Consider the following 20,794-nt stretch of genomic DNA (forward strand, 5'->3'; position numbering starts at 1 on the left):
CCAGGCCTGGTTGCGTTGAAGCATAACCAGGCGATCATCGCCATGAAGGATCGCCTGAAGGCCAACGGCAAGGCTCCTAAGCAGATCATCTGTGCAGCGATGCGCAAACTGCTGCACTTCGTATACGTAGTGCTCAAATCGGGTCAACCATATGACCCAAATCTTGCAGTTGCGCGGTGAGATTTAAGACGGTATCTACAAGGTATCGGCGCCGACACAATCTACTGTAGCTGCCGAAGGCTGCGATCTTTTGATCTTCGTTATCAGGCGCCCACACCCGAAAAAACATGTTTGGTGGTAAGCTCGCGCACCATGAATATCTATAGCTCACGCCCCGTTGTCCTCTGTCTTTCCGGCCACGACCCCAGTGGTGGCGCCGGTCTGCAGGCAGATATCGAAGCCCTGCTCGCTCAGGGTTGCCATGCGGCTCCGGCCGTCACTGCACTGACCGTGCAAGACACTGTCAACGTCACTGACTTCCGCGTCCTCGACCGTGAGTGGGTGATGGCGCAAGCCAATGCCGTGTTCAACGACTCCGAAGTTGCTGCCGTCAAACTGGGCATGCTCGGTTCGCTGGAGATGGTCGACACCGTCGTCGAGCTGCTGTCGGCGCACCCGCACTTGCCGGTGGTCTGCGACCCGGTGCTGCGCGCCGGCGGCGGCGGTCGCCTGGGCAAGGACGAAGTCGGCTACGCCATGCGCGAGCGACTGCTGCCGCTGTCGATCATCGCCACACCGAACCTTCCCGAAGCGCGGATCCTCGCTGAACTGCCTGAAGGCACCGCAGACGAGTGCGCTGAAAAACTCCTGCCCTTCGTCAAAAACCTGCTGATTACTGGCGGGCACGGCGATGAAACCGAAATCCACAATCGCCTGTACAGCCGCGACGGCCTGCGCGAAACCTTCTATTGCCAGCGTCTGCCCGGCAGTTATCACGGTTCCGGCTGCACGCTGGCCAGCGCCCTGGCCGGTCGTCTGGCGCAGGGCGAAAATCTCGCCAGCGCCGTGCGCAGTGCCCTCGATTACACTTGGCGTACATTGCGCGATGCCGAACAACTGGGCAAAGGCCAGTTTGTGCCGCGTCGCTTGCCGCTGGATTTTTGCTCGTAACGCGATGAGGCCTGTCCAATGAAACTACGTGGCCTGTATGCCATCACCGACAGCGAATTGCTGGCCGGTAAATTTCTGCCGTATGTACAAGCGGCGCTGGACGGTGGCGTCACCCTGCTGCAATACCGCGACAAAAGCAGCGACGAGGCCCGCCGTCTGCGCGAGGCCGAAGCGTTGCGCGATCTGTGCGAGCGCTACAAGACGCAACTGATCATCAACGATGACGCCGAACTCGCCGCGCGCCTGAACGTCGGCGTGCACTTGGGCCAGACCGACGGCCCGCTGTCGCCGACCCGCGCCCTGCTCGGCTCCAAAGCGATCATCGGCTCGACCTGCCATGCGCAACTGGCGCTGGCCGAGCAAGCGGCCAAGGAAGGCGCGAGTTATGTCGCCTTCGGCCGCTTCTTCAATTCGAACACCAAACCCGGCGCACCGACCTGCAGCCTTGATCTGCTTGATCAGGCACGCCGTACGCTGCACCTGCCGATCTGCGCCATCGGCGGCATCACCCTCGACAACGCCGCGCCACTCGTCGCCCATGGTGTCGACCTGCTCGCTGTTGTCCACGGCCTGTTCGGTGCCGACAGCACCGCCGAAGTGACCCGCCGCGCCCGCGCCTTCAACGAATTGTTCAAATCTGAAATTTGAGAGCCCGATCATGTCTCGTTCCGAAACCCTTTTTGCCAACGCCCAGAAACACATTCCCGGTGGCGTGAACTCGCCGGTTCGCGCCTTCAAAAGCGTCGGTGGCACACCGCTGTTCTTCAAACACGCCGAAGGCGCCTACGTCACCGACGAAGACGACAAGCGTTATGTGGATTACGTCGGCTCCTGGGGCCCGATGATTCTCGGCCACAGCCATCCAGACGTGCTGGACGCGGTGCGCAATCAGCTGCAACACGGCCTGTCCTACGGCGCGCCGACCGCCATGGAAACCGAGATGGCCGACCTGGTCTGCTCGCTGGTGCCGTCGATGGACATGGTGCGCATGGTCAGCTCCGGCACCGAAGCGACCATGAGTGCGATTCGTCTGGCCCGTGGCTTCACCGGTCGCGATAGCATCATCAAGTTCGAAGGCTGCTACCACGGCCACTCCGACAGCCTGCTGGTCAAGGCCGGTTCCGGCGCATTGACCCAAGGCGTGCCAAGTTCGGCCGGCGTGCCGGCGGCGTTCGCCAAACACACGCTGACCCTGCCATTCAACGACATCGATGCCGTTGAAAAAATGCTCGCTGAAGTCGGCCAGGAAGTGGCGTGCATCATCGTCGAGCCCGTGGCCGGCAACATGAATTGCGTACCACCGGCGCCGGGGTTCCTCGAAGGCTTGCGTAGCCTGTGCGACAAACATGGCGTGGTGCTGATTTTCGACGAAGTGATGACCGGGTTCCGCGTTGCCCTCGGTGGTGCTCAAGCCCACTACGGGGTGAATCCGGATCTGACCACCTTCGGCAAGATCATCGGCGGCGGCATGCCGGTCGGCTGCTTCGGCGGCAAACGCGAAATCATGGAGCGCATCGCGCCGCTGGGCCCTGTCTATCAGGCCGGCACGCTGTCGGGCAACCCGTTAGCGATGGCGGCCGGTTTGACTACCCTGCGCCTGATCAGTCGCCAGGGTTTTCACGCCGAGCTGACCGACTACACCACTCGCCTGCTCGATGGCCTGCAACAACGCGCCGACGCAGCGGGTATTCCGTTCGTGACCACACAGGCCGGTGGCATGTTCGGCCTGTACTTCAGCGGCGCCGACGACATCGTCACCTTCGAAGACGTCATGGCCAGCGATGCTGCGCTGTTCGGCCGCTTCTTCCACCTGATGCTGGACGGTGGCGTGTACCTGGCGCCGAGCGCCTTCGAAGCCGGTTTCACCTCGATTGCCCACGGCGAAGTCGAGCTGAAGCTGACTCTGGACGCTGCTGAACGCGCCTTCGCTGCGTTGAAATAATCGCTGCGCCGCTGACGTCGGCCATTGCCGGCGTCAGCATTCACCTACATCCAAAGGCTTTTTCCGACACCGTTGCGATAAATTGCCCCTGAATCGGGCGATATGTTTCCCATGCAGCAGAAAATCGAGTAAAGACTTTGTAAGGTTGGCCCCGCTTATTTCATAATGCGCGCTAATTGGATCCCTCGACGGGTCCGCGCGCCCTTCAGAGGTAAGTCGATTCCCATGAACCGCACCGGCCGCACCCTTGCATTGGGCTGCCTGTTGCTCCTTCAGCCCCTGCTCGCGCATGCACAAGCAGGCGGCAACTCGTTGTTGATCCCGGCGATGGGTCGTTGCACCCTCAATACTCAGCCGCAAGACGTCACGCAGGCCCTCGCTGCCTGCCAGAAAGCGGCGGATGAAGGGGATGCGCAAGCGCAATACGAGTTGGGTGAGTTCTACTACGAGGGCAAAAACGCGCCACGCGACCTCAATCAAGCCCTGAGCTATTTCGAAAAGGCCTCTCTGCAAGGCCACGCCCAGGCGCAATTCAAGCTCGGCACCATGTTCTTCCACGGCGAAGGCGTGCAGGCCAACAATGTTCAGGCATACATCGTCTTGAAGATGGCGGCGGTCAACGGTGCCGAAGAGGCGCTGGACACAGCCGACGAAGTCGCCGAGAAAATGCCTCGCGAAGATCTCGAGACTGCCACGCAGGTGCTCGGCCAGATCTTCCGTAAATACCTGATGGAATTGCAGAGCGCTGACGGGCGTACGCCGTTTGCGCCATTGCCCTGACCTCTGCATCAACGTGACCGGCCCCTTCGCGAGCAGGCTCGCTCCTGCAATGGGAATGCGTTTCCCTGCAGGAGCGAGCCTGCTCGCGATTGAGGCGCTGCGGTCTTGAGCCTTACTTCTCAGGCATCGGCATCGGAAACGGCATCACATTGCCGACCGCGCCACGGGCTTCGCTGATTTTCGGTGTACCCAGACGCTCGACCTCGTCGATACGCACGATCGAATGCATCGGCACAAAGCTGCGCACCACGCCCTCGAACTGCGCCTTGAGCTTCTCTTCGCTCGGGTCGACGACCACCTGCGTGCGCTCGCCAAAGACGAATTCTTCCACTTCCAGAAAACCCCACAGATCACTTTGATAGATCTGCTTGGCGTACATTTCGAACACCTGGCCCTGGTTGAGAAAAATCACTTTGTAGATTGGAGCTTCGCGTTTGGTCATGGCGGGCGGACAACATCGGGGTAAAAATGAGGGCGCGAACTATAGCATAGCCGCCGGACGCGCAACGGTAGGAACCTGAGGACATGTTCCCTATAATGCGCGGTTCTTTGAACCACGTGACGACCCTATTCCATGGCCAAGAAGCTTTACATCGAAACCCACGGTTGCCAGATGAACGAGTACGACAGCTCGCGCATGGTCGATCTGCTGGGCGAACATCAGGCCCTGGAAGTCACGGCGCGCGCCGAAGACGCCGACGTGATCCTGCTCAACACCTGCTCGATCCGCGAGCGCGCCCAGGATCGCGTGTATTCCCAGCTCGGCCGCTGGCGCGAGCTGAAACTGGCCAACCCGGACATGGTGATCGCCGTCGGCGGTTGCGTGGCCAGCCAGGAAGGCGCGGCGATCCGTGATCGCGCACCGTACGTCGACGTGGTCTTCGGCCCGCAGACGCTGCACCGCCTGCCGGAAATGATCGACACCGCGCGCATTACCAAACTGCCGCAAGTCGACGTTTCGTTCCCGGAAATCGAAAAATTCGACCACTTGCCCGAGCCGCGCATCGATGGCCCGAGCGCCTATGTATCGGTGATGGAAGGCTGCAGCAAGTACTGCACGTTTTGCGTGGTGCCTTACACCCGAGGTGAAGAAGTCAGCCGACCGTTCGACGACGTGCTGGCCGAGATCATCCACCTGGCCGAAAACGGTGTGCGTGAAGTGACGCTGCTGGGCCAGAACGTCAACGGCTATCGTGGCCTGACCCACGACGGGCGCCTGGCGGATCTGGCGGAATTGATCCGCGTAGTGGCCGCCGTCGACGGCATCGACCGTATTCGTTACACCACGTCGCATCCGCTGGAATTTTCCGACAGCCTGATCCAGGCCCACGCCGATGTACCGGAGCTGGTGAAGCACCTGCATTTGCCGGTGCAATCGGGTTCGGACCGGATTCTCGCGGCGATGAAACGCAACCACACGGCGTTGGAATACAAATCGAAACTGCGCAAATTACGCGCCGCTGTTCCAGGCATCAGCATCAGTTCGGATTTCATCGTTGGATTCCCGGGTGAAACCGAGAAGGATTTCGAACAGACCATGAAGCTGATTGCCGACGTCGGTTTCGATTTTTCCTACTCGTTCGTCTACAGCCAGCGCCCCGGCACGCCGGCCGCCGACCTTGCCGACGAAACACCGGAGGCGCTGAAAAAAGAACGGCTGAACGCTCTGCAACATCGTTTGAACCAACAAGGCTTCGAAATCAGCCGACAGATGGTCGGCTCGATCCAGCGGATTCTGGTCACCGATTATTCGAAGAAAGACCCGGGCGAGCTGCAAGGGCGCACCGAGAATAACCGTATCGTCAACTTCCGTTGCGACACGCCTACGCTCATCGGCCAGTTCGCCGACGTGCACATCGACGCGGCGCAACCGCACTCGCTGCGCGGCTCGCTGGTGCAATAGAGCCTTTCAGAAACAATGCAGAATATGTGGGAGCTGGCTTGCCAGCGATGACGGTGTGGCAGGCAACATCATTGCCGGACTTGTTGGCCTCATCGCTGGCAAGCCAGCTCCCACAGTGACTGCATTGTTCTCGAGAATGGCGTCATCCATTTAAGTGCTTTCGCCCCCAGGCCTCTGGCGTTATCCTTCATTTCATCCCAATTGCCTAAGGGCGGCTAAATACGACCTTGAACGCATCTATAGAACCCCATCGTTTCATGCTTGAGCCCTTTGAGGCTCGCCGCTTCGCTAATCTGTGCGGGCAATTCGACGAGCATTTGCGCTTGATCGAACAGCGCCTGAGCATTGAGATCCGTAACCGCGGAAACCAATTCGAGCTGATCGGCGACCCCAAACACACCACCTCCGCAGAAAACCTGCTGCGCCGCCTGTACCGGGAAACCAAGGGTACCGAGCTGTCGCCGGACATGGTGCACCTGTTCCTGCAGGAATCAGCCGTCGTCGAGCTGGACAATCACGCCCCTGCCGAAGCCTCCGTCGCCCTGCGTACCAAAAAAGGCATGATTCGCCCTCGCGGCCTGAATCAGTTGCGCTACGTGAAGGAAATCCTCGGCAACGACATCAATTTCGGCATCGGCCCGGCCGGTACCGGCAAGACCTATCTGGCTGTCGCCTGTGCCGTGGACGCGCTTGAACGCGAGCAGATCCGCCGCATCCTGCTGGTGCGTCCGGCGGTCGAGGCGGGTGAAAAACTCGGCTTCCTGCCTGGCGACCTGTCGCAGAAGATCGACCCGTACCTGCGCCCTCTCTACGACGCGCTCTATGAAATGCTCGGCTTCGAATACGTCGCCAAGCTGATCGAACGTCAGGTTATCGAAGTTGCGCCGCTGGCCTACATGCGCGGCCGTACGCTGAATAACAGCTTCATCATTCTCGACGAAAGCCAGAACACCACGGTCGAGCAGATGAAAATGTTCCTGACCCGGATCGGCTTCGGCTCAACCGCCGTCATTACCGGCGACATCACCCAGGTCGACCTGCCGCGCGGCACCAAGTCCGGGCTGCACCATGTGATCGAAGTGTTGAAAGACGTACCGGGCATCAGCTTCACGCATTTCATGCCCAAGGACGTTGTGCGTCATCCATTGGTGCAACGCATCGTCGAAGCCTACGAGCGCTTCGAAACTCGTGTGGCCGACGAAGCTTCCGCCAAGGAAAGCCGCCGCGATGCTTGAGCTGGATCTGCAAATCGCCACCGAAGCGTGCGCGCCGAGTGAAGCCGACTTCCGCCGATGGTGCGAACTGGCCTTGCGCCAGCGCACCGCCGACTCGGAAATGACCATCCGTCTGGTCAACGAGGACGAAGGCCGCGAGCTCAACCACACCTGGCGACAAAAAGATTACGCAACCAACGTCCTGTCGTTTCCCGCTGACGTGCCGGATGAGTTCCTCGACATCCCGTTGCTCGGCGATCTGGTGATCTGCGTGGCCGTGGTCGAACGAGAAGCCGCCGAACAAGGCAAGGAACTTCAGGCCCACTGGGCGCATCTGGTGATGCACGGCTGCTTGCATCTGCTCGGATACGACCATATAGATGACGACGAAGCCGAAGAAATGGAAGCGCTGGAACGACAGTTGCTTGCCGAACTGGGCTATCCGGATCCGTACGCGGACGACGAAACCGAACCATCCCCTATCGTTACAACAAAGGATTCAGAGTAATCGCTATGAGCGAAGATCGATCGAGCAACGGGCAGAAGTCATGGCTGGGTAAACTGACCCAGGCTTTTGCCCACGAGCCGAAAAACCGCCAGGAGCTGCTTGAGCTGCTGCGCGATGCACATCAGAACAAACTGCTGGACAGCGAAGCGCTGGCCATCGTCGAAGGCGCCATTCAGGTGGCTGACCTGCAAGTTCGCGACATCATGGTGCCGCGTTCGCAGGTGATCAGCATCAAGGCGACACAGACACCCCGCGAGTTCCTTCCGGCCGTGGTCGACTCGGCTCACTCGCGCTACCCGGTCATCGGCGAAAGCCATGACGACGTGATGGGCGTGTTGCTGGCCAAGGATCTGCTGCCGCTGATCCTCAAGGAGAACGGCGACAGCTTCAACATCAAGGATCTGCTGCGCCCGGCCACGTTCGTGCCGGAGTCCAAGCGCCTCAACGTATTGCTGCGTGAATTTCGCGCCAACCACAACCACATGGCCATCGTCATCGACGAATACGGCGGCGTGGCCGGTCTGGTGACCATCGAAGACGTGCTGGAACAGATCGTCGGCGACATCGAAGACGAGCACGACGTCGAAGAAGACAGCTACATCAAGCCGCTGCCCAGCGGTGACTTCCTGATCAAGGCCCTGACGCCGATCGAGAACTTCAACGAGTTCTTCGACAGCGAATTCTCCGACGACGAGTTCGACACCGTCGGCGGTCTGGTGATGAGCGCGTTCGGACACCTGCCCAAACGCAACGAAATCACTGAAATCGGCGCCTATCGCTTCCGCATCCTGAACGCCGACAGCCGTCGGATTCACTTGCTGCGTCTGACACCTATCGCTCGCTAAGGACTGAAATGCATCGTCTGACCCGCCCCGGCTGGCCCGGTAATCTGCTGGCCGTGGCGGCCGGTGCAATCACCACTTTCGCCCTCGCCCCCTTCAACATCTGGCCGCTGGCATTGCTGGCGGTCGGCCTGTTTTATGCCGGGCTGCGCGAGCTGAGCCCGCGTCAGGCGCTGGGCCGTGGCTGGTGCTTCGGTTTTGGTCTGTTCGGCGCCGGCACCAGCTGGATTTATTACAGCATCCACCATTTTGGCGGTGCCTCGGTGCTGCTGGCCGGGTTCCTGATGCTGTTGTTCACGGCGGCGATTGCCTGGTTTTTCGCCCTGCCCGCCTGGCTGTGGGCGCGCTGGCTGCGGCGTAACGAGGCGCCAGTGGCCGATGCACTGGCATTTGCTGCACTGTGGGTCGGTCAGGAAGCATTTCGTGGTTGGTTTCTTACCGGTTTCCCTTGGTTGTATTCCGGTTATAGCCAACTCGATGGCCCGCTGTCGGGACTCGCGCCGGTGGGTGGCATGTGGCTGGTGTCGTTCGTGCTGGCGCTGACCGCGGCGCTGATTTACAACGCACCGCGCTTGTTGCGCAATGGCCGCAAAGGTTTTGTCGCGGCTGGCGTCTTGCTGCTGATCGGGCCGTGGGTGGCGGGCATCGCGCTCAAGGGCCACGCCTGGACCAGCCCGGCAGGGCCGGCCCTGAGCGTCGCCGCCATTCAGGGCAACGTCGCCCAGAGCATGAAATGGGATCCTGCGCAGCTCAACGCGCAACTGGCGATGTACCGCGACCTGAGTTTTCGCTCCAAACCAGTGGATCTGCTGATCTGGCCGGAAACCGCCGTGCCGGTGCTCAAGGAGTCAGCCGAGGGTTACCTGAGCATGATGGGTAACTTCGCCGCCGAGCGGAAATCGGCGCTGATTACCGGTGTGCCGATTCGCCAGGTGGTGCATCAGGAAAGACGCTTTTTCAACGGCATTACCGTGGTCGGCGAAGGCGATGGCACGTATCTGAAGCAGAAACTGGTGCCATTCGGCGAGTACGTGCCGTTGCAGGACATCCTGCGCGGGCTGATCGCGTTCTTCGATTTGCCGATGTCCGACTTCGCACGCGGCCCGGCGGATCAGGCACTGTTGCAGGCCAAGGGCTACCAGATCGCGCCATTCATCTGCTACGAAGTCGTCTATCCGGAATTTGCCGCCAGCCTCGCCGCCCGCAGCGATCTGTTGCTGACCATCAGCAATGACACCTGGTTCGGCACTTCCATCGGCCCGTTGCAGCATCTGCAAATGGCGCAGATGCGAGCACTGGAGGCGGGCCGCTGGATGATTCGCGCCACCAACAACGGCGTGACCGGTCTGATCAACCCGTTCGGGCAGATCACCGAGAGCATTCCGCAATTCGAGCAGGGCGTGCTGTACGGCGAAGTGGTGCCGATGCACAACCTGACGCCGTACCTGCAATGGCGTTCATGGCCGCTGATTATTCTGTGTCTGGTGCTGTTCGGCTGGGCGCTGATGGCGAGTCGGATGTCCAAAACCGTCTAAGCCAAATAGATCGCAGCCTGCGGTCAGCTTCTGCAGGAGCTGCCGAAGGCTGCGATCTTTTGTTTTTCAGCGATAAAACATCGAATACCCGACCTGCCCCACCGCCTCGTTCAACAACTGCCCGCTCTGCCAGATCGACTTGAATTCCGGCATCCAGCCGCCCAACGGCCTTGCATTGTCAGTACCGAGAAATCCTACAGGCGCCGGCACCACATCAAATCCGGCCTGCTGAAAACTCCACACCGCACGCGGCATATGCCAGGACTGGGTCACCACAACGACACGCTTGATCCCCTGCGGCAACAGCAGGTCGGCAGTGAATTTCGCGTTTTCCCATGTCGTCCGGCTCGCGCCCTCCTGCCAGCGCACGGTCACGCCAAAATCATCGCGCAGCGAATCCGCCATCAATTTCGCTTCCGTCGGCGGCGTACCGTAATGCAGGCCACCGCTGGTGAGAATGGGCAAACCGGACGCCTTCGCCAGCCGCGCTGCGTAGCGCTGCCGCTCCAGCCCTACACCCGTCGGCTGATCCTCTCCCCAGGCCAGATCACCTCTTTCACGCCCCGATCCCAACACCACGATCGCATCGGCACGTTGCGCCAGCGTCGCCCATTCTTCCCGGGCCAGCGGCGGTTCACGCTCGAGCGCCTTGGCGCCCCACTGAACCACCACCGGCAAGCTCATCAGCCAGAACCCGCCCAGTCCGAGGGCGAAAAGCAGTCCGGCCAAGCGTGGGCGGGAGCGGCGTAGCCACCAGGCCGCCAGCAACAACAGCAAGAGAATGCCGGGCGGCAATAAAAGTTGTTTTATGAAGTAACGAAAAGGCATCGGGGCATCTCCAAAATGCCCCGAAGCCTAAATGGGTTAATGCTGTGCTTCAACAGTAGGTGGGATCCCTTTTTCAAAGGACCCATTTCAATGACCTGCCATGCGCTTACTTGGCCTGCAGCGAGCGGGCTTTCTCTACTTCTCTGCGCGGCGCCTTGTCCTTGAGCCAGATGACCTTGGCTGAATGTGCTGCGTCGAGTTGCTTCACTGCTTGCGACAAGCATCCCTGCGTTTCACGTTCGCTACGATCCAGATAGGCCTTGACCAGTTTGAACTCGGCGGGGCTCAAGCCACGCAATTCCAGTTCCAGGGGGCGCTCATCGCGCAGCCGGCCAGCGGTTTTTGCAGCGTCCAGGGCCACGCCCAGACGATCGATCAACCTCTCGTACAACTCGGGTGTCGTTACATTCTTTTGCCGTGACTCAACCATCCCTCACCTCATTGAAGATAAGACTCACTCCCCAGTTAGAGCTTAGCCTCGCAGAGCAAACCGGCTGTGCGCCGCGACAAACGGCCCCGCCATGGCTCCCTCGGGATGTAACCCATAAGCACACCGGCCCCCTGTAGGCGTTGCCGAAGGCTGCGATCTGCTGAACTTGAAAAGCCACATCAAAAGATCGCAGCCTGCGGCAACTCCCGCACGGATCGGGGTTGGGCATTGCAATCAGGGTTTCCCTAGGCCAAGCGCGGTCATGTATGCTACGGCGCTTCCTGTAACTCCACTTCCAGCTCTTCCGGGCCACCCGGAATGTCGCGTTGAAGAGGATTAGGCCACCCCTATCCAGTACAAAAGTAGCCATGCACGAACAATATCAGCCCCGTGAAATCGAAGCCGCCGCCCAGTCGTTCTGGGACGAGCAAAAGTCCTTTGAAGTCAGTGAACAGCCAGGCAAGGAGACTTACTACTGCCTGTCGATGTTCCCTTACCCCAGCGGCAAGCTACACATGGGGCATGTGCGCAACTACACCATCGGCGACGTGATCTCCCGCTATCAGCGCATGCTCGGCAAGAACGTCCTGCAACCGATGGGTTGGGACGCCTTCGGCATGCCGGCGGAAAACGCCGCGATGAAGAACAACGTGGCGCCCGCCAAGTGGACTTACGAAAACATCGCCTACATGAAAACCCAGCTGCGCAGCCTGGGCCTGGCGGTGGACTGGTCGCGGGAAGTGACCACGTGCAAGCCAGATTACTACCGCTGGGAACAATGGCTGTTCACTCGCCTGTTCGAAAAAGGCGTGATCTACCGCAAGAACGGCACCGTGAACTGGGATCCGGTGGATCAGACCGTTCTGGCCAACGAGCAAGTGATCGACGGTCGCGGCTGGCGCTCTGGCGCGCTGATTGAAAAACGCGAAATTCCGATGTACTACTTCAAGATCACCGCCTACGCGGATGAACTGCTGGAGAGCCTCGACGAGCTGACTGGCTGGCCTGAACAGGTCAAAACCATGCAGCGCAACTGGATCGGCAAGTCGCGCGGGATGGAAGTGCAGTTCCCATACAACGTCGATTCCATTGGCGCAGCCGGCACCCTCAAAGTCTTCACCACCCGTCCGGACACCCTGATGGGCGCGACCTATGTCGCTGTCGCCGCCGAGCACCCGCTGGCCACCCAGGCTGCGCAGAACAATCCCGAGCTGCAAGCGTTCATCGCTGAATGCAAGGGTGGCAGCGTCGCCGAAGCCGACGTCGCCACCCAAGAGAAAAAAGGCCTGCCGACCGGCCTGTTCGTCGAGCACCCGCTGACCGGCGAAAAACTGCCGGTGTGGGTCGCCAACTATGTGCTGATGCACTACGGCGACGGTGCGGTGATGGCCGTTCCGGCTCACGACGAGCGGGACTTCGAGTTCGCCCACAAATACAAGTTGCCGGTCAAATCCGTGGTGCGCACCAGCTCGGGTGATACCCATCCTGAGCCATGGCAAGACGCCTACGGCGAACACGGCACTCTGATCAATTCCGGCGACTTCGACGGTCTGGATTTCCCAGGCGCGTTCGACGCCATCGAAGTCGCCCTGATCAAGAAAAACCTCGGTGCTTCGCGCACCCAGTTCCGCCTGCGCGACTGGGGCATCAGCCGTCAGCGCTATTGGGGCTGCCCGATCCCGATCATTCACTGCGACACCTGCGGTGACGTGCCGGTGCCGGAAGACCAGTTGCCGGTCGTACTGCCCGAAGACGTGGTGCCGGACGGCGCCGGTTCGCCATTGGCACGCATGCCGGAGTTCTACGAATGCAGCTGCCCGAAATGCGGCCAGCCTGCCAAGCGTGAAACCGACACCATGGACACCTTCGTCGAGTCTTCCTGGTACTACGCCCGTTACGCCTCGCCGCATTTCGAGGGTGGCCTCGTCGAAAAATCCGCCGCTGACCATTGGCTGCCGGTGGATCAGTACATCGGCGGTATCGAACACGCGATTCTTCACCTGCTCTATGCGCGCTTCTTCCACAAGCTGATGCGCGATGAAGGCCTGGTGAGCTCCAACGAGCCGTTCAAGAACCTGCTGACACAAGGCATGGTGATTGCCGAGACCTATTACCGTCGTGAAGCCAACGGTGCCTACACCTGGTTTAACCCGGCAGACGTGGAACTCGAACGCGACAGCAAAGCCAAGGTCATCAGCGCCAGGCTGATCGCCGACGGCCTGCCGGTGGAAATCGGCGGCACCGAGAAGATGGCCAAGTCGAAGAACAACGGTGTCGACCCGCAGTCGATGATCGATCAGTTTGGCGCCGACACCTGCCGCCTGTTCATGATGTTTGCCTCGCCGCCTGACATGAGCGCGGAATGGTCCGACTCCGGCGTCGAGGGTTCGCACCGTTTCCTCAAGCGCGTCTGGCGTCTGGCGCAAGCCCACGTCACTCAGGGTCTGCCGGGGAAACTGGACATTGCCGGCCTGAATGACGAGCAGAAAGTCGTTCGCCGCGCGATTCACCAGGCCATCAAGCAGGCCAGCCATGATGTCGGCCAGAATCACAAATTCAACACGGCAATCGCTCAGGTGATGACGCTGATGAACGTGCTGGAAAAAGCCGCGCAAGGTACCGAGCAGGATCGCGCCTTGATACACGAAGGCCTCGAAACTGTCGTGCTGCTGTTAGCGCCGATCACTCCGCACATCAGCCACGAACTGTGGAATCAACTGGGTCACGCCGACCCTGTGATTGACGCCGGCTGGCCGGTACTGGATGAAAGCGCATTGGTGCAGGACAGCCTGACGCTGGTCATTCAAGTGAATGGCAAACTGCGTGGCCAGATCGAAATGCCGGCCAGCGCCACACGAGAAGAAGTCGAAGCCGCCGCCCGCGGCAATGAAAACGTGCTGCGTTTCGTCGATGGCCTGACGATTCGCAAAGTGATCGTGGTACCAGGCAAACTGGTCAACATCGTCGCCAGCTAATTGGATCGGGCGTCAGGCTTGCCTGGCGCCATGTAAAACCTTCCGGGCCGCATGACCGGCCCACCTGGTTTCAAGGGGAGCAACAAGATGATCAAACGTAATCTGCTGGTGATGGGCCTCGCCGTCCTGTTGAGCGCCTGCGGTTTCCAGCTGCGCGGCACCGGCACGACTGAACTGACGATCAAGGAGCTCGATCTGAGCGCCCGCGACGCCTACGGTCAGACCGTTGTCCAACTGCGTCAGATCCTGGAATCCAGCGGCGTCAAGGTTTATACCGGTGCGCCTTACAAACTGTTCCTGGCCAGCGAGCAGGAAAACCAGCGCATCCTTAGCTACGCCGGTGCCGGTCGTACGGGTGAGTATCAGGTCAATACTGTCCTGAGCTACGACATTCGCGGCGAGAACAATCTGCTGCTGCTGAGCGACAAGCTCGAAGTGCAGAAAGTGTTCATTCACGACGGCAACAACCTCGTCGGTTCTGACCAGGAAGCCAACGATGCGCGTCGCGAGTCGCGTACCGAGTTGGTGCAACGCATGATGCTGCGCCTGCAACAACTGACGCCAGGTCAGCTTGATACCTTGCAGCAAACAGCCAATGCCCGCGCCAAGGCAGAAGCCGATGCGCTCGAAGCGGCGCAAAAGGCTGAAGCGGAAACTCCGCGTCAGTCGCCGCTCGAAATTCCGCAGCAGTAAGACGCACGGGGCGCTCAGGCGCCCCGTTCGCCCTTTCCTATGAAGCTCGCTCCCGCCCAACTCGCTAAACACCTGCAAGGCGCACTGGCGCCGGTCTACATCATCAGCGGCGATGACCCGCTGCTGTGCCAGGAAGCCGCCGACGCCATTCGCAGCGCTGCGCGTCAGCAAGGTTTTGATGAACGTCAGGTTTTCGCCGCCGATGCCAGTTTCGACTGGGGCACGCTGCTGCTGGCCGGTGCCAGCATGTCGCTGTTCGCCGAAAAGCGCCTGCTGGAACTGCGCTTGCCGTCCGGTAAACCCGGCGACAAAGGCGCTGCCGCACTGATCGAATATTGCTCACGTCCCGCCGAAGATACGCTGCTGCTCATCAGCCTGCCCAAGCTCGATGGCAGTGCGCAAAAAACCAAGTGGGGCAAGGCTCTGGTTGAAGGCCAGCAGACTCAGTTCGTGCAAATCTGGCCGGTGGATGCCAATCAGTTGCCGAGCTGGATCCGCCAACGGCTGTCACAGGCCGGACTGGCGGCGACGCAGGACGCGGTCGAACTGATTGCGGCGCGCGTGGAAGGCAACTTGCTCGCAGCGGCGCAGGAAATCGAAAAGCTCAAGCTGATGGCTGACGACGGGCAAATCACCGTCGAAACCGTGCAGGCCGCCGTGGCCGACAGCGCGCGTTTTGACGTATTTGGTCTGACCGACGCCATCCTCAACGGCGAAGCCGCCCACGCGCTGCGCATGCTTGAAGGCTTGCGCGGCGAAGGCGTCGAACCGCCGGTGATCCTGTGGGCTCTGGCTCGGGAACTGCGCTTGTTGGCGAATATTTCGCTGCAGTACAGCCAGGGCACGCCGCTGGACAAAGCGTTCAGTCAGGCTCGTCCGCCGGTCTGGGACAAGCGCAAGCCGCTGGTGAGCAAAGCCTTGCAACGCTACTCGGCGCAACGCTGGGCGCAGTTGCTGCTCGAAGCTCAGCGCATCGATGCGCAAATCAAGGGCCAGGCGGCGGGTTCGCCGTGGATGAGCCTGAGTCGATTGTCGTTGTTGATGGCCGGTCAGCGCATTTCACTTCCCGCCGAATAAGATCAAAAGATCGCAGCCTGCGGCAGCTCCTATACAGACCCTGTAGGAACTGCGGCACGCTGCGATCTTTTGATCTTTTCTTCCTACACGTCACGCCTGCATTTGCACTATGGACAAGCGCACGACTTCGGCCGATGATTTCCCCCGCAAAATCCACCCAATCAAGAGAATCCCTCATGAGCAAAAAGCCATCAAAACATGGCCCCAACAAGGCCAAATCCATCATCGCCCAACCCCTGTTCCGCAGCCGCCAGGAACGGCCCACCAAGGGCAAAGGCAGCTACCGCCGCGAAGCCTTCCAGTCTGACAACTGGGAGGCTTCTTACTTTCTGGCGGCTTAAAGCAGAACCCCCCTTCGACATGTTAAGGTCTGCACCTGATTCGTATCCTCTGGACCTGTGCATGCCCCTTCGTCTTTCCCATCGTTGGCCCGTTCGCCAACTGATCGCTGCTTCCAGCTTCGTACTGCTTGTCGCCTGCGCGGAAAAACCCACCGCTGCCGACGCTCAACCGCTGCAAACCGCCCCCGTCTCTACAGCCCCGGCAATCATTCCGCCAGTGGTGCCGACCGGGGACAACCTGGATATCCAGCCAACCCAGACCTTCGCCGAATGGCAGGCGGGTTTTCGCAAGGATGCCCTGACCGCCGGGATTCGCGCCGATCTGTTTGATCAAGCATTCGCCGATGTCAGCTTCGATGCCAGCGTAATCCGCGCCGACCGCAGCCAGCCGGAATTCTCGCGCCCGGTGTGGGAATACCTCAATGGCGCCCTCTCACCGCTGCGGGCGCGCAAGGGCCAGGCGTTGATCGGCCAGTATTCCGACATTTTGCAAAGCATCGAGCAGCGTTACGGCGTTGATCGTCAGGCACTGGTGTCGGTGTGGGGCATGGAGAGCAACTTCGGCCAGTTCCAGGGCAGCAAGTCGGTGATCAATTCGCTGGCGACCCTCGCTTATGAAGGACGCCGCCCGGGTTTTGCTCACGCGCAATTGATCGCCGCTTTGCAGATCCTGCAACAGGGCGACATCACGCCGGACAAGATGCTCGGTTCCTGGGCCGGCGCCATGGGCCAGACCCAGTTCATCCCGACCACCTACAACACCCACGCCGTCGATTTTGACGGCGATGGCCGGCGCGACATCTGGGGCAGCCCTGCCGACGCCCTGGCCTCGACGGCGCACTACCTGCAGAGCTCCGGCTGGCAGCGCGGTCAGCCGTGGGGTTTCGAGGTGGTGTTGCCAGGCAGCTTCAACTACGTGCTGGCTGATGGCGTGATCCGCAAAACCGTCAACGAGTGGCGTCAGTTGGGCGTGAACTTGCCCAATGGCGCGCAGGTACCGGCCGGATCCGAACAGCTGTCCGCTGCACTGCTGCTGCCGGCCGGTTATCGCGGCCCCGCGTTCCTGGTGCTGGACAACTTCCGGGCGATCCTCAAGTACAACAATTCATCGTCTTATGCGCTGGCGGTGAGTCTGTTGTCCGAACGTTTCAGTGGCGGTGGTTTGATCAACGGCACCTGGCCGAAAGATGATATGCCGTTGAGCCGCACCGAACGGATCGAACTGCAAAACCTGCTAAGCGCGCGCAATTACGATGCGGGCGCGGCTGACGGGATTATTGGTGCGAATACCCGCAAAGCGATTCGCAGTGCACAGCAATCGCTTGGCTGGCCGGCGGATGGCTACCCCACGCACAAGCTGCTTGAGAGTTTGCGTTCGCAGTAAAGCATCGCGAGCAGGCTCGCTCCCTAAGTTGACCGAGTTCCTTCATGAAAACACGGTCAAATGCGGGAGCGAGCCTGCTCGCGATGATTGATTAACTGGCGACGAATATTTAGCGCCTGATCACCACATCCTGCTCCAGCATCAACTCCTTCTTCCCCGAATCCAGCCGTACCAGCGCGCCCATCGGTAACGTCAGGTTCGGATCGCAATGCCCACTGCGCCAGCCGGACAGCACCGGAACCCGCAACGGGGCGAAGGTCTGCTTGAGCAAGCGGTTCAGCGCCTCGCCGTCCACCCCTGCCACGTCCCCGACCAACACCCCGCGCAGCTTGTGCAACACACCGGCCAGGCGCAGTTGCGTCAGGAAGCGGTCGATGCGGTACAGCGGCTCGTTGATGTCCTCAATAAAGAGGATGACGCCTTCGGCATCGATCTCGAACCGAGTCCCCATCACGGCTGAAATCATCGCCAGGTTGCCGCCGAGCAGACGCCCATGAGCAATTCCTGGTTCAACCGTGGTCAGCGGATGCGCCGCCGGATGACTGATCACACTGCCGGCTTTCAGCTGCCCGCGCAGCATGGCGAAAAACGAAGTCACTGTCGGCGGCTCCTTGTCGCCGAGCAAGTCGGCATTGAGCAGCGGCCCGTGAAAGGTCACGAACCCGGCATAGCGGCTGATCGCCAAGTGCAACGCCGTGATGTCGCTGTAGCCGATGAACGGCTTGGCATGGCGATTCAGCAGGTCGAAATCGATCTGGTCGAGCAAACGAGGCGTACCGTAACCGCCGCGAAGGCAGATGATTGCATCCACTTGCGGATCGGCGAACGCCGCGTGCAGATCATTGAGCCGCACCTCGTCGCTGCCGGCCAGATAGCCTTCCTTCTCATACACACCGGGAAACACACGCAACTCATGGCCTCGTGCGCGCATCCACTGCACGGCCTTATCGGTATCGAGCGCAGCGGGGCCAGCAGGCGCGATGACGCCGATCAGCCCCTCGGAGGGCAGCGCCGGCACGGGCCGGTGAGGAATAAGCGTGTGGGTCGGTCGAACGGTCATCCATGAATCTCCCTGCGAAAGTCTTGCGCACACAGTAGTCAGGAACGGGAACAAACAAAAGAGGGGCAGCGCCCTCACCGCTTGCGGGAAAAGGTGATGCCGCCTGTAGGCCAGACAAAAAAATACCCGCCGGGCATTGAAGCCTCGGCGGGCATTTCTTGGTTCAGCGCCGGATCAGGAACCGAGCAGCTCGGCCTTGACCAGTTTCGCCTGCTCGTCGGCGTGGTACGACGAACGCACCAGCGGGCCGGACGCCACGTTCTTGAAGCCCATCTTGTAACCTTCCTCGGCGAACCAGGCGAAGGTGTCCGGATGCACGAAACGCTGCACCGGCAAATGGCTGCGGGACGGTTGCAGGTACTGGCCCAGGGTCAGCATGTCGATGTCGTGCTCGCGCATGCGTTTCATGACTTCGATGACTTCTTCATCGGTCTCGCCCAGACCCAGCATCAGGCCGGACTTGGTCGGAATGTGCGGCATCATCTGCTTGAAGCGTTGCAGCAGGGTCAGCGACCACTGGTAATCCGAACCCGGACGCGCAGCCTTGTACAGGCGCGGCACGGTTTCCAGGTTGTGGTTGAACACATCCGGCGGCTCGGCAGCGGTGATTTCCAGGGCGACGTCCATGCGGCCACGGTAGTCCGGGACCAGGGTTTCCAACTGCACGTTCGGCGACAGCTTGCGGATCTCGCGGATGCAGTCGGCAAAGTGCTGGGCACCGCCGTCGCGCAGATCGTCGCGGTCAACCGAGGTGATCACTACGTACTTGAGTTTGAGGTCGGCGATGGCGATGGCCAGGCTTTCCGGTTCATTGACATCCAGTGGCTTCGGACGACCGTGGCCGACGTCGCAGAACGGGCAACGACGGGTGCAGATGTCCCCCATGATCATGAATGTCGCGGTGCCGCCGGAGAAGCACTCGCCCAGGTTCGGGCAGGACGCCTCTTCGCAGACGCTGTGCAGCTTGTGCTTGCGCAGCAGGCTCTTGATACGGTCGACTTCCGGCGATACCGGGATGCGCACCCGGATCCAGTCGGGCTTCTTCGGCAGTTCGGTGGTCGGAATGATCTTCACCGGGATGCGTGCAACCTTCTCGGCGCCGCGCAGCTTGACGCCGGCTTCAACCTTGGGACGCGGGGCCGGGCGCTCGGTCACGTCGAGCGTCGGGATCATGGTTTGCACTGCATCAGTAGTCATATCAGTCGATTCCGCCCGTGAGGGTCGTCTGCTCAGCATAGTCGAGGTGTTTGACGAGCTGCGCGCGCAGCCGGGCACTTACCTCGGCAAATTCAATCGATCCTGCATGCTCGCTTAGCTGGGTCATCGCCAGCCCGGCATAGCCGCAGGGATTAATCCGTCGAAACGGTTCCAGGTTCATATCCACGTTCAGGGCCAGGCCATGAAAGGAACAACCGTGGCGAATGCGCAAACCCAGAGAAGCGATTTTTGCGCCATTGACGTAGACGCCGGGGGCGTCAGGCTTGGCCGCTGCGGTCACTCCGTAGCTGGCCAGCAATTCGATCAGGCATGTTTCCATGCGGCTGACCAGGTCACGCACGCCGAAACCCAGCTTGCGCACGTCCAGCAACAGGTAGGCGACCAACTGGCCAGGACCGTGATACGTCACTTGCCCGCCCCGGTCGACCTGAACCACTGGAATATCACCCGGCAGCAACAGATGCTCGGCTTTGCCGGCCTGCCCCTGGGTGAATACCGGCGGATGCTCCACCAGCCAGATTTCGTCGGCGGCATCGCTGCCGCGTTCGTTGGTAAAACGTTGCATCGCGTGCCAGACCGGCTCGTAAGCCATCTGGCCGAGCTCGCGAAAGCCCAGCACGCCAGGCATCACAACACCATGTGCACGAAACCGGTGGCGCGCAGTTCGCTGTTGATGTCGTACAACTGCTCTTGACCGGTCGCGACGATGTGCAACTGAATCGTGGTGTATTTACCGTTGGTGCTCTGACGTTCGTCGACGCGCTCATCGTTGATGGTCGCGTGTTTCTTGACGATGTCGATGATCTTGTCCTTGTTGCCAACTCCGGTATCGCTGATCACCTTAACGGGATAATCCGTCACCGGGAATTCGATCTTTGGCGCCTTTACTTCGGTATCGGTCATGGCGTAACGGCCTCGTAAGCGCAAGCCGTGATAACACGCATGGCCCCGCAC

General features: G+C 60.5%; 21 protein-coding genes and 1 pseudogene. 15 read left to right on the plus strand and 7 right to left on the minus strand.

What is annotated here, in order from left to right; all coding sequences use genetic code 11:
• From GIW69_RS11460 to GIW69_RS11480, 5 genes and pseudogenes are all read left to right on the plus strand, one after another.
• Positions 1-180 (plus strand): annotated as a pseudogene (locus tag GIW69_RS11460) (IS110 family transposase); the annotation flags it as partial.
• A gap of 132 nt (positions 181-312) precedes the next feature.
• Positions 313-1,110, plus strand: coding sequence for a hydroxymethylpyrimidine/phosphomethylpyrimidine kinase (locus GIW69_RS11465; protein ID WP_236482588.1), 798 nt, complete (start codon positions 313-315; stop codon positions 1,108-1,110).
• An 18-nt stretch (positions 1,111-1,128) separates the two neighbouring features.
• Complete coding sequence (gene thiE, locus GIW69_RS11470; protein WP_236482590.1) at positions 1,129-1,758, plus strand: thiamine phosphate synthase; 630 nt, start codon at positions 1,129-1,131, stop codon at positions 1,756-1,758.
• 10 nt (positions 1,759-1,768) lie between these two features.
• Complete coding sequence (gene hemL / locus GIW69_RS11475) at positions 1,769-3,052, plus strand: glutamate-1-semialdehyde 2,1-aminomutase (RefSeq protein WP_236482591.1); 1,284 nt, start codon at positions 1,769-1,771, stop codon at positions 3,050-3,052.
• Between the two features lie 225 nt (positions 3,053-3,277).
• Entirely contained in the window at positions 3,278-3,832 is a 555-nt protein-coding gene (locus GIW69_RS11480; RefSeq protein ID WP_236482593.1) for a tetratricopeptide repeat protein, read from the plus strand.
• 112 nt (positions 3,833-3,944) lie between these two features.
• On the opposite strand, the gene GIW69_RS11485 is transcribed toward GIW69_RS11480, so the two are convergent.
• Positions 3,945-4,274, minus strand: coding sequence for a DUF1820 family protein (locus GIW69_RS11485; RefSeq protein ID WP_003185742.1), 330 nt, complete (start codon positions 4,272-4,274; stop codon positions 3,945-3,947).
• A gap of 132 nt (positions 4,275-4,406) precedes the next feature.
• Between GIW69_RS11485 and miaB the strand changes: the two genes are divergently transcribed.
• The 5 genes from miaB to lnt all read left to right on the plus strand — a co-directional run bounded on the left by miaB (position 4,407) and on the right by lnt (position 9,834).
• Entirely contained in the window at positions 4,407-5,735 is a 1,329-nt protein-coding gene (miaB, locus tag GIW69_RS11490; protein WP_236482596.1) for a tRNA (N6-isopentenyl adenosine(37)-C2)-methylthiotransferase MiaB, read from the plus strand.
• A 227-nt stretch (positions 5,736-5,962) separates the two neighbouring features.
• The gene (locus GIW69_RS11495; protein ID WP_236482597.1) at positions 5,963-6,970 is read left to right on the plus strand and encodes a PhoH family protein; all 1,008 of its coding nucleotides are present in this window, start codon (positions 5,963-5,965) and stop codon (positions 6,968-6,970) included.
• Positions 6,963-7,457: an rRNA maturation RNase YbeY gene (ybeY, locus tag GIW69_RS11500; RefSeq protein ID WP_236482599.1), complete on the plus strand. Its 495-nt coding sequence runs from the start codon at positions 6,963-6,965 to the stop codon at positions 7,455-7,457. The genes GIW69_RS11495 and ybeY overlap by 8 nt, the downstream gene beginning before the upstream one ends.
• 5 nt (positions 7,458-7,462) lie before the next feature.
• The gene (locus GIW69_RS11505; RefSeq protein ID WP_236482600.1) at positions 7,463-8,302 is read left to right on the plus strand and encodes a CorC family transporter; all 840 of its coding nucleotides are present in this window, start codon (positions 7,463-7,465) and stop codon (positions 8,300-8,302) included.
• An 8-nt stretch (positions 8,303-8,310) separates the two neighbouring features.
• Positions 8,311-9,834 (plus strand): apolipoprotein N-acyltransferase, encoded by a 1,524-nt coding sequence (gene lnt / locus GIW69_RS11510; protein WP_236482602.1) that lies wholly within the window; start codon positions 8,311-8,313, stop codon positions 9,832-9,834.
• 66 nt (positions 9,835-9,900) lie between these two features.
• On the opposite strand, the gene GIW69_RS11515 is transcribed toward lnt, so the two are convergent.
• Both GIW69_RS11515 and GIW69_RS11520 read right to left on the minus strand, forming a co-directional pair.
• Positions 9,901-10,662 (minus strand): YdcF family protein, encoded by a 762-nt coding sequence (locus tag GIW69_RS11515; protein WP_236482604.1) that lies wholly within the window; start codon positions 10,660-10,662, stop codon positions 9,901-9,903.
• Between the two features lie 106 nt (positions 10,663-10,768).
• Positions 10,769-11,092 (minus strand): hypothetical protein, encoded by a 324-nt coding sequence (locus tag GIW69_RS11520; protein ID WP_236482606.1) that lies wholly within the window; start codon positions 11,090-11,092, stop codon positions 10,769-10,771.
• A 368-nt stretch (positions 11,093-11,460) separates the two neighbouring features.
• On the opposite strand from GIW69_RS11520, the gene leuS reads away from it, so the two are divergent.
• The 5 genes from leuS to GIW69_RS11545 all read left to right on the plus strand — a co-directional run bounded on the left by leuS (position 11,461) and on the right by GIW69_RS11545 (position 17,562).
• Positions 11,461-14,067, plus strand: coding sequence for a leucine--tRNA ligase (gene leuS / locus GIW69_RS11525; protein ID WP_236482608.1), 2,607 nt, complete (start codon positions 11,461-11,463; stop codon positions 14,065-14,067).
• 87 nt (positions 14,068-14,154) lie between these two features.
• Entirely contained in the window at positions 14,155-14,760 is a 606-nt protein-coding gene (locus GIW69_RS11530) for an LPS assembly lipoprotein LptE (RefSeq protein WP_236482610.1), read from the plus strand.
• Between the two features lie 39 nt (positions 14,761-14,799).
• A complete protein-coding gene (gene holA / locus GIW69_RS11535; protein ID WP_236482612.1) occupies positions 14,800-15,837 on the plus strand; it encodes a DNA polymerase III subunit delta in 1,038 nt (345 codons plus the stop codon).
• Between the two features lie 176 nt (positions 15,838-16,013).
• On the plus strand, positions 16,014-16,178 hold the full coding sequence (gene arfA, locus GIW69_RS11540) for an alternative ribosome rescue factor ArfA (RefSeq protein ID WP_047602548.1): 165 nt from the start codon (positions 16,014-16,016) through the stop codon (positions 16,176-16,178).
• Between the two features lie 61 nt (positions 16,179-16,239).
• Positions 16,240-17,562, plus strand: a complete 1,323-nt coding sequence (locus tag GIW69_RS11545; protein WP_236482614.1) for a lytic murein transglycosylase — start codon at positions 16,240-16,242, stop codon at positions 17,560-17,562.
• 109 nt (positions 17,563-17,671) lie between these two features.
• On the opposite strand, the gene GIW69_RS11550 is transcribed toward GIW69_RS11545, so the two are convergent.
• The 4 genes from GIW69_RS11550 to GIW69_RS11565 form a co-directional block, all read right to left on the minus strand.
• On the minus strand, positions 17,672-18,622 hold the full coding sequence (locus tag GIW69_RS11550; protein WP_236482615.1) for an LD-carboxypeptidase: 951 nt from the start codon (positions 18,620-18,622) through the stop codon (positions 17,672-17,674).
• Between the two features lie 174 nt (positions 18,623-18,796).
• Positions 18,797-19,795, minus strand: coding sequence for a lipoyl synthase (gene lipA / locus GIW69_RS11555; protein WP_161986515.1), 999 nt, complete (start codon positions 19,793-19,795; stop codon positions 18,797-18,799).
• Between the two features lie 25 nt (positions 19,796-19,820).
• The gene (gene lipB, locus GIW69_RS11560; RefSeq protein WP_236482617.1) at positions 19,821-20,468 is read right to left on the minus strand and encodes a lipoyl(octanoyl) transferase LipB; all 648 of its coding nucleotides are present in this window, start codon (positions 20,466-20,468) and stop codon (positions 19,821-19,823) included.
• Positions 20,468-20,743 carry a DUF493 domain-containing protein gene (locus tag GIW69_RS11565; protein ID WP_236482619.1) on the minus strand — a complete coding sequence of 92 codons (276 nt, stop codon included), beginning with the start codon at positions 20,741-20,743 and terminating at the stop codon, positions 20,468-20,470. The genes lipB and GIW69_RS11565 overlap by 1 nt, the downstream gene beginning before the upstream one ends.
• Positions 20,744-20,794: the final 51 nt, after the last annotated feature.

Source organism: Pseudomonas syringae (assembly GCF_021605415.1).
Taxonomy (GTDB): Bacteria; Pseudomonadota; Gammaproteobacteria; order Pseudomonadales; family Pseudomonadaceae; genus Aquipseudomonas; species Aquipseudomonas syringae_S.